We start from the raw sequence: 14,957 nt of genomic DNA, 5'->3' as shown, positions 1-14,957 counted from the left end.
CTCCGCTCTCGATCGCCTGTCAGCGAATGACCTCTATCTTGCAGCCGACATCGAGGTCGGCCCATTTCCTGTCGGCGGTGACGGCCGTTCGTTCCGTCAGTATCGCCAGCGCCAGGCAGGCGCGGTCACCCAGCGACAAGCCCTTGTGGCGCGTCGATGCGCGCAGGTGCCCGGCGACCAGCGCCAGATGTTGGTCGAACGACACCACCTCGAGACTCAAGTTCTCGTACTGCTGGCGCACGTCAACTTCGTCGTAGCCCTTGTCGGTCAGCTTCGAGATGACCTCCGTGACATTGACCGCGCAGATCACGCTCTTGTCGACGAGCGCATGGACCCGGTCGGCTCCAGGCTCCTGCAACATCGCCGCCAGCACGGCCGAGGCGTCGAGCACGATCACTCTTCACCCCACATCGCGCGGCGTTCGGCCAGGAACTCGTCGACAACGCTTTCTCCCGGCTTCTTGTACTTGGCCATCTCTTGCTGCACGCGGGTGAGGGCCATCTGGTGCGAGATCAGCCTCAGCTCTCCGTTCTCGACATGGGCGACGAGATCGTCGCCGGGCTTGATGCCCATTTCCTCACGCATGGCGGCGGGGATGACGACGCGGCCGCCGTCGCCCACGCGCAAGCGCTCGAACTTCGGCGGCTTGCGCAGCAACTCGGCCCGGATCCTGGAGTTGTATGGCTTCTGCGGCTCCTCGGCGAAGCCTTTGGGCGTCTCTGGCTCAGTCATGGCATGAACCCCGATCTGTGGCAGAAAGAGAGATTATGCCATGAATGGCCATTTGCGGCAAACAGGCTGCCAGACAGTTGCGGAAACCTCTGATTGTTTTGGCTTGATATCGTTCCGGAATGCGTGTAATTGCCCGCTCCCGATTGGACGAGCCGCTGGCGCGTCCGCGGGTTCCGCAACTTGTCCTCTAGGAGACGACCGATGAGACGCATCGACATGCGCCTGGCATTCCGTCTCCCTTCGGCAAAAGGCTGAGGCCGCCGAAGGGCGGCACTTTCACAGCTCGAATTCACCGAAGTTGCAGGGGAGCGCGCCGCCGTCGAGGCCGCGCGGTTGTCATCATGTATGTGCGTTTCGTTACGCCGCTCATCCATCCGAACAGCCGGGTGGAGGCGGGCTTCTTCCGCGCGTCCTGGTATCTCTACAGGAATGGCTGCCCGGACTGGATCCTGGCCGAATTGCGTGAGCAGTTCGACTGGTTCAACGAGCATTTGCCGATACCCGGCAGGATCGGTCGCCACTTCAAGCGGCGTAACTCGATCTGGGGAATCTGCTGGTTCGACCCGCACGCCGCCGAGGCGATCAGCCGTGCGCGCTACTGCGCCTGGCTGATCGGCGAGGGCGGTCTGCCCGTGCGCACGATCAAGACGGCCGGTCAGCGCGAGGTCATCTGGCGCGACGCCCATCAGATCGTGTCGAAGCCGACGGCCGATCTGCCAAGGGCTTTCCAGTGACCGGGCGGGAGGCTTCATCAGCCTTCCGCCATGATCTCGCGGCCGATCAGCCAGCGCCTGATCTCGCTGGTGCCGGCGCCGATCTCGTAGAGCTTGGCGTCGCGCAGCAGCCGGCCGGTGGGATAGTCGTTGATGTAGCCGTTGCCGCCGAGCAGCTGCAGCGCATCGAGCGCCATCAAGGTTGCCTTCTCCGCCGCAAACAGCACGCAGCCGGCGGCGTCCTTGCGCGTGGTCTGGCCGCGGTCGCAGGCAGCGGCCACGGCATAGACATAGGCGCGCGCGGCGTTCATCGTCGAATACATGTCGGCAAGCTTGCCCTGCACCAGCTGGAACTCGCCGATCGGCTGGCCGAACTGCTTGCGGTCGTGCACGTAAGGCACGGCGACATCCAGACACGCCGCCATGATGCCGATCGGCCCGCCGGCCAGCACCACGCGCTCATAGTCGAGGCCTGACATCAGCACTTCGACGCCGCGGCCTTCCTCGTGCAGCACGTTCTCGAACGGCACCTCGACATTTTCGAACACCAGCTCGCCGGTGTTGGAGCCGCGCATGCCGAGCTTGTCGAGCTTCTGCGCCACCGAAAAGCCCTTCATCGTCTTCTCGATGATGAAGGCGGTGATGCCGCGCGATTTGCGCTCGGGATCGGTCTTGGCATAGACCACCAGCGTGTCGGCGTCGGGCCCGTTGGTGATCCACATCTTGGAGCCGTTGAGCACATAGACGTCGTTGCGCTTTTCGGCCCTCAGGCGCAGCGACACGACGTCGGAGCCGGAGCCGCTTTCAGACATGGCGAGCGCGCCGACATTCTCGCCCGAGCACAATTTGGGCAGATATTTCGCCTTCTGCTCCGGCGTGCCCCAGCGCTTGATCTGGTTCACGCACAGGTTCGAATGCGCGCCATAGGACAGGCCGACCGAGGCCGAGGCGCGGGAGATTTCCTCGACCGCCACGACATGGGCGACATAGCCCATTTCCGAGCCGCCATATTCGCCCTCGGCAGTGATGCCGAGCAGGCCGAGCGCCCCCAGCTCCTGCCACAGATGAGCGGGAAATTCATTGCTGCGGTCGATGTCGGCGGCGATGGGGGCAATGCGCTCCTGGGCGAAGCGCCGGACCATCTCGCGCAGGCTGTCTATGTCCTCACCGAGCCCGAAGTTCAGCGTCTTGTCGTACATGGCGGTCCTCCGCATTGGTCCTGGCGCCGGTCAGGCGCATCGTCATGGCAAGATAGGTCGCGGTGACTTCGTCGACCGACAGTCTCTCATCGGGACGAAACCAGACGATGACGCCGGTGATCATCTGGATGATCGCCATCGCCGTCAGGCCGGTGTCGTCGACCTCAAGCAGGCCGGCATCCGCCCCGTCGCGCAGGATGGTCCTGAGCTCCTTCTCGTAAGCCGTGCGGAGCTTGAGGATGCTGGTCAGATTCTCGCGCGAAAGGCTGCGCAACTCCATGTTGGAGACATGGGTGGCGTGCCGGCGCTCGACATGGAAACGGATGTGGTTGGCGACGAAGCTGGTCAGCCGCGCCAGCGGATCGTCATTGTCGGGACGCGCCGCCTCCCAGGCGCCGAGCAGCGCCTCCATATGCTCGCGCATCAGCGTGTGAAGCAGGTCTTCCTTGGTCGGGAAATAGCGGTAGAGCGCGGCCGCCTGGACGCCGACCTCGGCCGCAAGCTGGCGCATCGTCACCGCCTCATAGCCGTGGCGCGCGATCAGCTGTACCGCTGCCTCGCGGATCGCCGCTTCCGTCCTGCCGCCGTCCGAACCCGTAGTTCGCGCCATCCAGCCATTCCTCCCGAATGGCTGGATTAATAAAACGAACGTTTAATTAATTCAAGGGGCACGAAACGCCGTCTGTGGATGACGGCCGGCGTCAGTCGCTGCGGAAGGCGCGGCTGGCCTGGTCGGTCAAAGGCTTGAACAGATAGGACAGCACCGTGCGGTCGGTGGTCTTGAGGAACACCTCGGCCGGCATGCCTGGCTTGAGTTCCGGTGAGCCCGCCTGTTCCAGGCTCTTGGCCGACAGGGCGATACGCACGGCATAGTAGGACAGCCCGGCCTTCTGGTCCTCGATCATGTCGGGTGACACACGGTCGACGGTGCCGTCCACTTCAGGCGTGGTCTGCAGGTTGAAGGCCGACAGCCTGAGGGTCGCCGGTTGGCCGATGCGCACCTGGTCGATATCCTGCGGCGCAACGCGCGCCTCGACCACCAGCGCATCCGCCGTCGGCACGATCTGCATGATCGCTTCGCCCGGCGTGACCACGCCGCCGACGGTGTGGATCGCCAACTGGTGGACCCGGCCGGCCTGCGGCGCGCGGATGTCGATCTGCCTCAGCGACTGCTCGGCGGCGACCTGCCGTTCCCTGAGTTCGCCGGCCTTGGCGTCGATCTCGCGCAGCTCGCCGGCCACCTGGCTGCGCATGTCCTGGTCGATCTGGATGATGGCGAGCTCGGTCTCGCTGATCCGTCCGCGCGTCTGCGCCGCCGCCGCCGTCAGCTGGCCGTCCTCGCCGTCGAGCTGCGCCTGCGCCCGCTGCCGGTCGGCCAGCCGCGAGATCGGCACCAGCTTCTTCTTCCACAGCTCTTCCATGCCAGCGAGCTCGACCTTGATCAGGGCGATCTCCTGCTTTTTGCTTTTCTGCTGGGCCTCGATGCCGGAAATCTCCTCGCGGAACTGGGCGATGCGTTCGCGCAATTGCGACACCTGCCCGTCGCGGGCCTGCCGCCTCAGCGCAAAAAGCTTGTTCTCGCCCTCGATCAGTTGCGCGATCGCCGGATCGGCGGCGCGGGCCGTGAGTTCGGCCGGATAGGCGACCGCCTCGGTTCCGTCGCGCTCGGCGATCAGCCGGGCGCGTCGCGCCATCAGCTCGTCCAGGCCGTTGTCGACGATGGCGAGATTGGCCTTGGCGACGGTGTCGTCGAGCCGCACCAGCACCTCGCCGGCCGACACCATGCTGCCATTGTGCGCGTTGAGCGCGCCGACGACGCCGCCCTGCGGATGCTGGACCGCCTTGACGTTGGAATCGACGACAAGGTGACCCGCCGCCACCACCGCGCCCGACAGGCTGCTTGTTGCCGCCCACAGGCCGAGGCCGCCGACAAGCGCCAGCGCGGCGAAGCCGCCCAGCCTGATGTTGCGCCTGATGTCCTTGCGCAGCCGCTGCTGTTGCGGAGTGGCGCCGGCAACCGGCATCGCGCCCTTGTCGAGCAGGGCAAGCATTTGCGTCTTTGCCGAGGTCGCAAGATCTCTCGCTGCCTTCAGCCGGTCTGCCGAAAAATGGTTGGTCACCAGTGTCATGGTCAGCCCGCCGTTCCCACCGCATGCAGCGGCACCGGCACCGGTTGCAGTGCCTGCCTTGCAATCTCGCTCTTCAGGCCGAAGGCCTGCTGCTTGCCGCCGCCGAGGACCAGCAGATGGTCGAGTGCCGCCAGCGCGCTCGGCCGGTGCGCCACCACGATGACGATGCCGCCGCGCGCCTTGATGCGCTCGATGGCCTGCGTCAGCGCCTGGTCGCCCGATGCGTCGAGATTGGAATTGGGTTCGTCGAGCACGACCAGGAACGGATCGCGGTAGAGCGCGCGCGCCAGCGCCACGCGCTGGCGCTGGCCGGCGGACAGGGCAGCACCGCTCTCGCCGATCTCGGTCTGGTAGCCCTCGGGCAGGCGCAGGATCATGTCGTGCACGCCCGCAGCCTTCGCCGCCGCGATGATCGTCTCGGAAGGAGCGCCTTCCTCGAAACGCGAAATGTTCTGGCCGACGGTTCCGGCAAACAGTTCGACATCCTGCGGCAGGTAGCCGACATGGCGGCCGAGCGCCTGCGCCGGCCACTGCTCCAGCGCCGCACCATCGAGCCGCACCTTGCCACGCATCAGCGGCCAGACGCCGACCAGCGCGCGCGCCAGCGAGGATTTTCCGGAGCCGCTGGGGCCGATGACGCCCATGCCGGCTCCCGCCCGAAGCGAGAATTCGACGTCCTGCAGCACAAATCGCCGATCGCCGGGCGCGACCACGCTGATGCCCTCGACAGTGAGTTCGTCTGTCGGCGCCGGCAGCTCCATGCCGCCTTCCGACGCCGGCATTGCTGCGAACAATGCGTCGAGCCGGTGCCAGCTCTGGCGTGCGTTGAGAAAGCCTTTCCAATGCGCGATGGCGAGTTCGATCGGCGCCAATGCGCGCGACGTCAGGATCGAGCTGGCAATGATGATGCCGGGCGTCGCCTGCTGGTAGATGACGAGATAGGCGCCGAGCGCCAGCACCATCGACTGCAGCATCATGCGCAGGATGCGCGACACGGCACCAAAGCCGCTGGTCAGGTCGCTGGCGCGTTCCTGCGCCTCGCGGAAGTCGCCATTCGCCTTAGCCCAGCGCTGCGCCAGCCGGTCGCCCATGCCCATTGCGGCCAGCACCTCGGCATTGCGGGCGCCGGCCTGGGCGATCGCGCTGCGCCGTGTGCTGAAGCCCGACATCGCCTTGGTCGGCCCGCGCACAAGGCGGTCGGTCAGGACGGTAAGCGCGACAAGCAGCACAGCACCGGCAAGTGCGGCAACGCCGATCCAGGGATGGAATAGAAAACAGATGCCGACATAGATCGGGATCCACGGCAGGTCGAACAAGGCTGCCGGTCCCGCGCCGGAGAGAAAACCGCTGACCTGATCGAGGTCGCGCATGGCCTGCAGGCCTTCGCCGCGGTCGCGCGTGCGCAGCGGCAGCCTGACGATGCAGTTGAACACGCGGCCGCTGATGATTTCGTCGATGCCGGCGCCGATCCGCGTCAGCACCCGTGCCCTGACGGCTTCGAGAACGCCCTGGAAGGCATAGAGCACCGCCACCAGGATGATCAGCGCGACAAGCGTCGGCACGCTGCGGCTCGGCAGCACGCGGTCATAGACCTGCAGCATGAACAGCGAGCCCGACAGCATCAGGATGTTGATCAGGCCGCTGAAGCCGGCAACGGCAGTGAAAGCGCCCCGGAACGAGCCCAGCGCATCGCGCAGCTCGGAACGGTTGGTACGGCCTGGATCAGTCGCAAGCGGATAAGTCAGGACTTTTCCCCCAATGGCAGCCGTATGACTGCGTTGTGGCGGGCCTCGCCAAAACGAGACCCGCCTCTTGGATCGCAACCAGGATCAGGCGACGAGGTCGCCGTTGTGGTGGCCGGAATGGGCGGCCATCTGCGCCAGGATCTTGGCGACCGCCGCCTGGGCTGCGTCGCCCGCATCTGCCACCGCGTGACCATCCGCCGGCAGATGGGCCTGCAGCGTCGCGACAACGTGGTCGATGGCCTGCTGCACATGGCCGCCATCGACGATGTCGTTGACATGATCGGCATTCACATGTGCTGCCACCTTCGAGCTGAAGTTGAAGTGGTCGCCATCGAGCGCCACCGTCTTCTTGGCAGAAGTCTCAGTGGAGCCGGCCACCTCGCGTACGCCACGCGTACCCGGGTCGCTACGCGTACCCTGGTCCTGGCCGAAATGGTCCATCTTCTTGAAGAAGTCGGCGAGCCAGTTGTTCGCAAGGTTTGCGCCGGTATTGTCGCCGCCGGTATCGGTGGTGTCGGCGACGTCGACCGTCTTGGTCGGCGTCGTCGGTGCTGTTGCGCCGGCATCGTCGGCCGAAGCGGTGGCTGCCAGCGTGCCCGACTTCATCACCGGGTCGATCAGGTCCTTCTTGACGTTCTTGGTGCCGATCGTGACCGTCTGCGTCGAGGTCGCGATGTTGGCGCCAGTGAAGGTCACCGTGTAAGTGCCGGGCTTCAGCACCAGGTCGTAGCCGCCTGCCGCCGAGGTCGTGGTCTTGAAGGTCTGGCCGGCGGCGTTCTTGGCTGTCACGGTGATCGCGCCAAGCCCTTCGCCGGGATCGTAGAAGCGGTCGCCGTCCTTGTCGTCGAAGGTCACGCCGGTCAGGAACAGGTCGGAACCGGTCTTGCCGAAATCTTCGGTCACGAAGGCGGATGAACGGCCCTTGTAGTCACCGACCTCGAAGCCGAGGCCGACCTCGCGGAAGTTCGGGTTGAGAATGTTCGCCCGATGTCCGGAGGAATTCATCAGGTTGGTGTGAAGCAGCTTCACTTCGTCGACATAGCCGGTCGGCGCGCGGGTCGTGGCCCAGGCGATGTTCTCGCCCGTCGCCCAGGAGCCGCTGAGCGTGTAGCCGGCCGCCTTCATGCGTGTCGTCGGCGACGAGCCGCCGGAGCCTGTGTGTGAAAAGACATCTGCCGAGAGCATCCACTTGTCGTGGTTTTCGGCGGCTTCGCTCAGGTCGTTGTCGAATGCCAGAGGCTGGGCGCCGACTTTGGCGCGCTCCGCGTTGATGAGCTCGAGCAGATACTGCTCGTTGGCACTGTGTTGCGGCATTGGGTATCCCCGATTTGGTTCTTGACTGGTGTTGAACCCCCTGTGTCCCCGTCCGTCCGACATCCGGCCTAGGCAGGAACTGTGTTGATGATGCGGCGTGGAAATGAATAAATTAGGATATACGCATATATCTTCGCGCAGGCATACACTGCAGCGATTCGGCCGCCTACCGACGGTTGAAAATGCCTGTTGCGATCAGCAGCCGCGGGCCGCAGCGATTGCCTTCGGAAGCTCTTCGGCGAATATGTCGAGCTCGTGGTCGAGCCCGACGCTCACCCGGATGCAGCGGTCGAGCACCGGCGCCATCGGCTTGCGGATGAAGACGTCGCGGGCAAGCATGTTGCGCATCACGGCAAGCGCGAAGGCAGCATCGCCGCCGCAGTCGATGGTGACGAAGTTTGTCGCCGAGGGCAGGGGCTTCAGCCCGTTGTCCGCAGCGATTCCAGCGATCCGCTTGCGTCCGGCGTCGACCTTGGCGACCACCTCGGCAAGATAGGCCTGATCCGCGAGCGCTTCCTCGCCTGATATCTGCGCCATGCGGCTGACGCCGTAGTGGTTGCGCACCTTTTCAAAGTTTGCGATCACCTCGGCATCGCCAAAGGCATAACCGCAGCGGATGCCGGCAAGCCCATAGGCTTTGGAGAAGGTGCGCATGCGCACGACATTGAGGCGCGCAATGTCGACCGGCGGCAGCGCCGAGGCTGGCGCCGTCTCGCCATAGGCTTCGTCGAGCACCAGCATCGTCGTCTCGGGCAAGGCCTCGGCAAAGCGAAGAATCTCCTCCGCTTCCCACCAGCTGCCCATCGGATTGTCCGGGTTGGACAGATAGACAATAGGCGCATTCTCGCGCTTCACCGCGTCGAGCAGGCCCTCAAGATCTTCCTTGTCGTCGCGGAACTGCACCGGCACCAGGCGCGCGCCGACGCTGGCGACGTGGAAATTGAAGGTCGGATAGGCGCCGAGCGAGGTCACCACTGGTGTACCCTCGCGGGCATACATGCGCACGACGAGGTTCAAAAGGCCGTCAATGCCTTCGCCGACGACGACGTTCTCGATGCCTATGCCGAGATGACGCGCCAGCGCGACTTTCAGTTCGTAATTGTCTGGGTCGCAATATTTCCACATCTCGGCTGTCGCCTCGGCCATCCGCGCGATCACGCGCGGCGAAGGACCAAAGCCGCTCTCATTGGCGCCGATTCGGGCCCGAAACGGCGCGCCGCGGTCGCGCTCCTGCGCCTCCGGCCCGACAAACGGCACGGTTACGGGCAGGGCGTCGATGACGGGGGTGAGGGCAGGGCGGTTGGTCATGGCAGCATACTCGATGGCGTCATCCGGCCCTGGCCGGGCGCGGCAATCTCTGGATGTTTTGCCTATACGACAAAAGCAGCCGGGCAGGGATATGCTTTGTGAGCCTATTTGCGCGCCAGCCGACCGGCTTCACGCCACCGCGACGTGGCGATCCGGCAAGTCCGAGCGGTCGTGACGGCGTGACGACGAGCAAGCCCGCGAGGCATTGCAACGTGTTGCTGCCGGCGCGCGCGCAGATGCGGCCCGAATCCGGGCGCATCATGCGAATCATTTGCCGGAATCAGTGCCGCTCCAGCACCACCACGCAGCGGTCGAGATCGTTTGTCGCGAGATGGGCATAACGCATCGTCATCGACAGCGTCTGGTGACCTAGCCACATCTGCACGCGGCGGATGTCAATGCCACCCTGGACCAGGCGCGAAGCGCAGGTGTGGCGCAGGATATGCGGCACCACCTGATCGTCGGCGCCAAGGCCGACTTCCGCCTTCGCCTCGTTCCAGATCGCCCGGAACTGCGGCTGCGTCAGCATGGCGAACGGTCCTTTCGGACGCGGCCCACGATCAGCCGGCCATTTGGCCGTTTCTCTGGCGCGTGCGGTCAGGGGAATCGTCCGGCTGCGCCCGGATTTGGTGATCCAGAAGCTGACGCGTGTGTCCTGGATGTCGTTCCAGATCAGTCCGATCGCCTCGCCGAGGCGGCAACCGGTATCGACCAGGAAAACGGAAAGCCGATAGGCGTCTTCGCTCTTGGCCTTGATGGCAGCAAACAGCCTGTCCTCTTCCTCGAGCTCGAGAAAGCGGATTCGTCCCGCCCGCTCCTTCTGGCGGCGGAACTCGGGAAGGCTATGGACATCTCCCATCTTGTAGGCCTTGCGCAGCAGTTTGCTCAAAGCGGCCATCTTCCGATTGATGGTCGCGTTGCTGTTACCGCGTTGGCGCAGGGAGCCTATAAGGCCGTCGAGTGTCTCCTGGGAAAATGCGCTGAAGCGCTCGCCCAACAGAACCTCGTCGATCTCGCCGATGAAGGAGCTGACGTTGTATTTGTGCTTGCCGTCGTCCCAGAGAATGTCTTTGTAAGAATTAAAAAGGTCTATGACCCTGAATGACTTTACTTCTTTAATTGTATTGAAATTGTAAGTTACCTTGCAATCAGTCATCAGGGCGGCTGAAACGTGGCCGCTCACAATATCGTCCTTTGAAGTTGCTTTTTTCATAAGTCCTCGGCAACTCCCCCGCGCGCAAAGTTACGCACTCGGGCCGCCAAGGCAAGGGGACTAATGGATCAAGCTTCGGGCTGTTGAACGGGCAGGGGCAGACCCGGGCCGGCTTCAATTGCCTGACAGCGTCGTGCTTCTCCCTTTCGGTTCGATGTCCCAGCAGCTTTCCGCTGGTAGAAAAACGGCCCGGGTCTAAACCCGGGCCGCTTATGCTTAAGACGTCAGTCGATTAGAACGATGCGTCGAGACGGAGGAAGCCGTTGAACGAGCCGTCCGTGAAGCTGTCGCCGTCGTCGTAGTTGACAGCCAGCTTGGCGTTCAGGTTCTCGACGACCTTGTAGTCGATGACCGCGCCGATCGACCAGTCGTCGTTGCCGACTTCGGTGGTGGTGTTGGTGATGAAGTTGCCGAAGTGGCTGTCAGCGAAGTACTGAGCGCCGGCGCCGACGGTCAGGCGATCGTTGACGGCATACTTCAGGTAACCGCCGACCGACCATTCGTAGCCGGCATAGAAGTCACCCAGACCGAACCAGGTGGCGCCCGACTCGTAAGCTGCGAGCAGCTCGAGCGTCAGAGCATCGGTTGCCTTGATCTTGGCGACACCCTTCAGAGCGAACTCCGAGAAGCGGTCGTCATAAGCGGCGAACACGTCGAACGAACCCCAGCCCTGGGCAACCGAAACCTTGCCGACGACGAGCGGGACGTAGTCGAAGTTGTTGTCTTCTTCTTCGAGCGCGACCGACACTGCGATGCCGTTGCCGGCGTCGAAGGTGTAGCGGATCGAGTTGATGAAGTCGCCGCCGCCGGCGTCGAATTCACCCGACAGGGCGCCGTCCCACAGCGTGTCGTTACGGCCGATCATCAGGCCGCCGAGTTCGAAGTAGGCATAACGAATGCCGAAGCTCGAAGCGTCCGAGTATTCACGGTAGCCAATCGGGCCTTCGATGAAGGCCGGGCCGAATTCACCGCCATTGTTGGAGAAGTTCAGCTCGATGAAGCGCTTGAACGTGCCGTATTCGGTTTCCGAACGAGCGTCGAGGTTCACGCGAGCCGTGGTCGTCTTTCTCCAACCTTCATCCTGGTCGTCGAAGTCGATCTGGTAACGAACGAGGCCGCCGATCTTGAGGCAGGTCTCGGTGCCGGGGATGTAGTAGAAGCCCGCGCCGTAAACGTCGCAGATGCGGACGTATTCCATGGGTTCCGGCTCAGCGACGACGACAGCGTCGGCCGCACGAGCGCCGGAGACTGCGAGCAGAGCCGCAGCGGAGCCGAGAAGAAGGCTCTTAATGTTCATTTTCTGACCTCCAGTCAGAATCGCGGCTGGAGATCGAAAAAATGCCGGCGCGAAGCCGGGAATATCGTCGCCGATCGCACGCAGCGATACCGCAAGCGATTGAAATAGCTGAAGGTTCTGAGATCTGAAAGGGAAGGTAGCCTGAGGCTGGCGGAGAGGATGGGATTCGAACCCACGAGAAGCTTTTGACCTCTACTCCCTTAGCAGGGGAGCGCCTTCGACCACTCGGCCACCTCTCCGTTGCGCCGCTGGATAAAGAAAAGGCGCGGCACAATCAATAAGCCATTCTACATATCGGCATGAAAAAGCACCGCCTGGCGAGCTCGGCGCACGAATCGTCCGCTTAGCCGGGCTCCCGAAGAATCGGATCACCCACGATTCTGCGGAAAGAGACCTCGATCAGGATCTGTGCCAGGCGCAAAAGCTGCGCTGGAATGGCTCCATTTCTTAATGACTTCTTTATGGGGGGTATCAAATCGTGTCATTTGTGCAACATGCCCCGGCGATCCAGCGTTGCGGGAGGCTTGCGGGCCGTGTTGGCTGTTGAACCGCGAACGCTCATGGGTAATGTCGGGGTCGAAGAGGGAGCGCGGTGCGCATCTTTTTCAAACGGGGATGGGGCAGGGAACGCTGTCCTTCAGCAAAAAATACCCAGACCCTCTTTTGAAACTTTTGACTGGAGGTCAGAAAATGAACATTAAGAGCCTTCTTCTCGGCTCCGCTGCGGCTCTGTTCGCAGTCTCCGGCGCTCGTGCGGCCGACGCTGTCGTCGTCGCTGAGCCGGAACCCATGGAATACGTCCGCATCTGCGACGTTTACGGCGCGGGCTTCTACTACATCCCCGGCACCGAGACCTGCCTCAAGATCGGCGGCCTCGTTCGTTACCAGATCGACTGGGACGACAACGATGATGGCTGGCGCAAGACGGCTGCTGCTCGTCTGAACCTCGACGCGCGTTCGGAGACCGAATACGGCACGTTCCGTCGTTTCATCGAGCTGCACTTTCAGAACCAGTCGGCATACGATGATACGGCTGTGTGGATTCGCTACGCCTACTTCGAACTCGGCGGCCTGATGATCGGTCGTAACGACACCCTGTGGGATGGCGCGCTTTCGGGCGAGTTCGACAGCGGCGGCGGCGACTTCATTAACTCGATTCGCTACACCTTCGACGCCGGCAACGGCATCGCAGCGTCGGTGGCACTCGAAGAGGCCGACTACGACTACGACTACACCCCGAACGTCGCCGGCAAGCTGTCGATCGCCCAGGGTTGGGGTTCGGTCGACCTGTTCGCCGCTTACGATGCGACCGCTGAAGAGTACGGCCTGAAGGCCGTCGCCAAGTTCAAGGCAACCGACGCTCTGACCCTGGAAGCTCTGGCAACCTACAACTCCGGCCCCAGCTTCTACAGCTTCGGCTACGAGTGGTCGGTCGGCGGTTACGCCAAGTACACCGTCAATGACCGTCTGAGCATTGGTGCTGGTGGTCAGTTCTTCGGCGACGACTTCGTCAACAGCCAGGACGACTGGGCTATCGGCGCTGTGGTCGACTACAAGGTCGTCGAGAACCTGAACGCCAAGCTCGCCGTCAACTACGACGATGGCGACAACTATGCAGACGGCTCGTTCTCGGGCTTCCTGCGTCTCGACGCTTCGTTCTAATCAGCTCACAAGGCTGATCCAGGGAAAACCCGGCGGGCAACCGCCGGGTTCAGACTGCTGACAAACCCCTGGCGAGAGTTGGGGGTTTGTGATTCAGTGGGTGATGTTGAAGCGAGCCGGCCCTGAACAAACCGCACTTGAGATCGTCACGCTCGATCAACTGGTTCCAGTTGATCACCTTCTGCGCAAGATCGATGGTGTTATCGATTTCTCGTTCATCCACGATCTGACAGCGCCGCTTTACTGCGCCGACAATGGTCGCCCGCCACTTGATCCGACCTTGATGTTCAAGGCGCTGTTCATCGGCTACCTGTTCGGGGTGCGCTCGGAGCGGCAATTGGTGCGAGAGATCGAGGTCAATGTCGCCTACCGGTGGTTCCTGCGGCTGAAGCTGACGGACAAGGTGTTCGACGCCTCGACATTGTCGCAGAACCGACGCCGGCGCTACCAGGACGAGACGATCGCGCAGGCGATCTTCGACCGCATTGTCGAGCAGGCGATCGGGGCAGGCTTGGTCGACGGCACGGTGCTCTACACCGACAGCACGCACCTGAAGGCCAATGCCAACAAGGGCAAGTACGACCTTGCCATGGTCGCCAAGTCGCGTGCCGACTACTGGGGCGAGCTCGACCGGGCGATCGATGCCGAACGGGCGTTGCACGGCCAGAAGGCGCTGAAGGAGCAGGAGCGGCAGCCTGCGGTGAAAGAGACGAAGGTCTCGCGCACCGATCCTGAGGCTGGCTATATGGTGCGCGAGGGCAAGCCGAAGGGCTTCTTTTATCTCGATCACCGCACGGTGGATGGCGGCTTCGGCATCATCACCGACACGTTTGCCACGCCGGCCAACGTGCATGACTCGATCGTCTATCTCGACCGGCTCGACCGCCAGGTGGAGCGTTTCGGCTTCGACGTCACGGCGGCGGGGCTGGATGCCGGCTATGCCACGCCAGGCATCGCCAAGGGCCTGGAGGACAGGAACATCCACGGTGTCGTCGGCTATCGCAACCCGCCCCGGCCAAAGCCTGGCAAGATGAGGAAGGGCGCTTTCGTCCATGAGCCGGACCTTGACGGCTATCGTTGCCCGCAGGGCCAGTTGCTCACTTACGCCACCACCGATCGCGGCGGTTATCGCCACTACAGGAGCGACCCGACGATCTGCCGCAACTGTCCGCTGCTGGCGTCTTGCACATCAAACGCCAAGGCCGAGCGCACCATCACGCGCCATGTCTGGCAGGATGTCCGCGAGCGGGTCGATGCCAACCGCTTAACCGCATGGGGCAAGGCGATCTATCGACGCCGCAAGGAGACGGTCGAGCGATCCTTCGCCGATGCCAAGCAGCTCTTCGGCCATCGCTATGCCCGCTTCCGAGGGCGAACACGCGTCGCCTGCCAGTGCCTGATCGCAGCCGCCGCCCAGAACATGAAAAAGATCGCAATCAGCCTCTGGCCAAAGCCAAAACCAAGCCTCGCATGAGGCCAAAGCCGGCTCGCAACGGCCTTGGCATCTGCCCCCCGACATCAATCCAAAAAAGCTCAATCAACCCACAAAACAAAACCCCGCCGAAATTCGACGGGGTTTGTCAGCAGTCTGAACCCGGCGGGCAACCGCCGGGTTTTTTCGTTTTGTCGCGGTGGTCGGGTGACG

At 63.1% G+C, this 14,957-nt stretch carries 13 protein-coding genes and 1 tRNA gene; 3 read left to right on the top strand and 11 right to left on the bottom strand.

Annotated features, from left to right (window positions below):
* Window positions 1-19: 19 nt before the first annotated feature.
* On the bottom strand, window positions 20-397 hold the full coding sequence (locus tag IG197_RS06785; RefSeq protein WP_246765324.1) for a type II toxin-antitoxin system VapC family toxin: 378 nt from the start codon (window positions 395-397) through the stop codon (window positions 20-22).
* Complete coding sequence (locus tag IG197_RS06780) at window positions 394-732, bottom strand: AbrB/MazE/SpoVT family DNA-binding domain-containing protein (protein WP_067964264.1); 339 nt, start codon at window positions 730-732, stop codon at window positions 394-396. The genes IG197_RS06785 and IG197_RS06780 overlap by 4 nt, the downstream gene beginning before the upstream one ends.
* Before the next feature lie 341 nt (window positions 733-1,073).
* On the opposite strand from IG197_RS06780, the gene IG197_RS06775 reads away from it, so the two are divergent.
* Window positions 1,074-1,466 (top strand): hypothetical protein, encoded by a 393-nt coding sequence (locus IG197_RS06775; RefSeq protein ID WP_067964261.1) that lies wholly within the window; start codon window positions 1,074-1,076, stop codon window positions 1,464-1,466.
* A 17-nt stretch (window positions 1,467-1,483) separates the two neighbouring features.
* On the opposite strand, the gene IG197_RS06770 is transcribed toward IG197_RS06775, so the two are convergent.
* The 9 genes from IG197_RS06770 to IG197_RS06730 all read right to left on the bottom strand — a co-directional run bounded on the left by IG197_RS06770 (window position 1,484) and on the right by IG197_RS06730 (window position 11,889).
* Window positions 1,484-2,644: an isovaleryl-CoA dehydrogenase gene (locus IG197_RS06770; RefSeq protein WP_192317865.1), complete on the bottom strand. Its 1,161-nt coding sequence runs from the start codon at window positions 2,642-2,644 to the stop codon at window positions 1,484-1,486.
* The gene (locus IG197_RS06765; protein ID WP_192317863.1) at window positions 2,610-3,254 is read right to left on the bottom strand and encodes a TetR/AcrR family transcriptional regulator; all 645 of its coding nucleotides are present in this window, start codon (window positions 3,252-3,254) and stop codon (window positions 2,610-2,612) included. Before IG197_RS06765 ends, IG197_RS06770 begins: the two co-directional genes overlap by 35 nt.
* A gap of 91 nt (window positions 3,255-3,345) precedes the next feature.
* Window positions 3,346-4,773 carry an HlyD family type I secretion periplasmic adaptor subunit gene (locus tag IG197_RS06760; RefSeq protein WP_192317861.1) on the bottom strand — a complete coding sequence of 476 codons (1,428 nt, stop codon included), beginning with the start codon at window positions 4,771-4,773 and terminating at the stop codon, window positions 3,346-3,348.
* 2 nt (window positions 4,774-4,775) lie between these two features.
* Window positions 4,776-6,518 (bottom strand): type I secretion system permease/ATPase, encoded by a 1,743-nt coding sequence (locus IG197_RS06755; RefSeq protein ID WP_192319615.1) that lies wholly within the window; start codon window positions 6,516-6,518, stop codon window positions 4,776-4,778.
* 84 nt (window positions 6,519-6,602) lie between these two features.
* Complete coding sequence (locus tag IG197_RS06750; protein WP_192317859.1) at window positions 6,603-7,832, bottom strand: CAP domain-containing protein; 1,230 nt, start codon at window positions 7,830-7,832, stop codon at window positions 6,603-6,605.
* 195 nt (window positions 7,833-8,027) lie between these two features.
* A complete protein-coding gene (locus IG197_RS06745) occupies window positions 8,028-9,140 on the bottom strand; it encodes a pyridoxal phosphate-dependent aminotransferase (protein WP_192317857.1) in 1,113 nt (370 codons plus the stop codon).
* A 280-nt stretch (window positions 9,141-9,420) separates the two neighbouring features.
* The gene (locus IG197_RS06740) at window positions 9,421-10,296 is read right to left on the bottom strand and encodes a site-specific integrase (RefSeq protein WP_246765423.1); all 876 of its coding nucleotides are present in this window, start codon (window positions 10,294-10,296) and stop codon (window positions 9,421-9,423) included.
* A 289-nt stretch (window positions 10,297-10,585) separates the two neighbouring features.
* Complete coding sequence (locus IG197_RS06735) at window positions 10,586-11,650, bottom strand: porin (RefSeq protein ID WP_192317855.1); 1,065 nt, start codon at window positions 11,648-11,650, stop codon at window positions 10,586-10,588.
* A 148-nt stretch (window positions 11,651-11,798) separates the two neighbouring features.
* Window positions 11,799-11,889: transfer RNA gene (locus IG197_RS06730), tRNA-Ser, on the bottom strand.
* Between the two features lie 451 nt (window positions 11,890-12,340).
* Here IG197_RS06730 and IG197_RS06725 point away from each other — a divergent pair.
* Window positions 12,341-13,312, top strand: coding sequence for a porin (locus IG197_RS06725; RefSeq protein WP_192317853.1), 972 nt, complete (start codon window positions 12,341-12,343; stop codon window positions 13,310-13,312).
* 103 nt (window positions 13,313-13,415) lie between these two features.
* On the top strand, window positions 13,416-14,786 hold the full coding sequence (locus IG197_RS06720; protein WP_185910139.1) for an IS1182 family transposase: 1,371 nt from the start codon (window positions 13,416-13,418) through the stop codon (window positions 14,784-14,786).
* Window positions 14,787-14,957: the final 171 nt, after the last annotated feature.

This window comes from Aminobacter sp. SR38 (assembly GCF_014843375.1).
GTDB classification, from domain to species: domain Bacteria; phylum Pseudomonadota; class Alphaproteobacteria; order Rhizobiales; family Rhizobiaceae; genus Aminobacter; species Aminobacter ciceronei.
This window is presented reverse-complemented; position numbering and strand designations above follow the sequence as displayed.

Bases quoted from the DNA above. Each gene is read 5' to 3' on its own strand.
- IG197_RS06780 (WP_067964264.1), bottom strand. From the start codon at position 732: ATGACTGAGCCAGAGACGCCCAAAGGCTTCGCCGAGGAGCCGCAGAAG.
- IG197_RS06775 (WP_067964261.1), top strand. From the start codon at position 1,074: ATGTATGTGCGTTTCGTTACGCCGCTCATCCATCCGAACAGCCGGGTG.
- IG197_RS06770 (WP_192317865.1), bottom strand. From the start codon at position 2,644: ATGTACGACAAGACGCTGAACTTCGGGCTCGGTGAGGACATAGACAGC.
- IG197_RS06765 (WP_192317863.1), bottom strand. From the start codon at position 3,254: ATGGCGCGAACTACGGGTTCGGACGGCGGCAGGACGGAAGCGGCGATC.
- IG197_RS06760 (WP_192317861.1), bottom strand. From the start codon at position 4,773: ATGACACTGGTGACCAACCATTTTTCGGCAGACCGGCTGAAGGCAGCG.
- IG197_RS06750 (WP_192317859.1), bottom strand. From the start codon at position 7,832: ATGCCGCAACACAGTGCCAACGAGCAGTATCTGCTCGAGCTCATCAAC.
- IG197_RS06745 (WP_192317857.1), bottom strand. From the start codon at position 9,140: ATGACCAACCGCCCTGCCCTCACCCCCGTCATCGACGCCCTGCCCGTA.
- IG197_RS06740 (WP_246765423.1), bottom strand. From the start codon at position 10,296: ATGACTGATTGCAAGGTAACTTACAATTTCAATACAATTAAAGAAGTA.
- IG197_RS06735 (WP_192317855.1), bottom strand. From the start codon at position 11,650: ATGAACATTAAGAGCCTTCTTCTCGGCTCCGCTGCGGCTCTGCTCGCA.
- IG197_RS06725 (WP_192317853.1), top strand. From the start codon at position 12,341: ATGAACATTAAGAGCCTTCTTCTCGGCTCCGCTGCGGCTCTGTTCGCA.
- IG197_RS06720 (WP_185910139.1), top strand. From the start codon at position 13,416: ATGTTGAAGCGAGCCGGCCCTGAACAAACCGCACTTGAGATCGTCACG.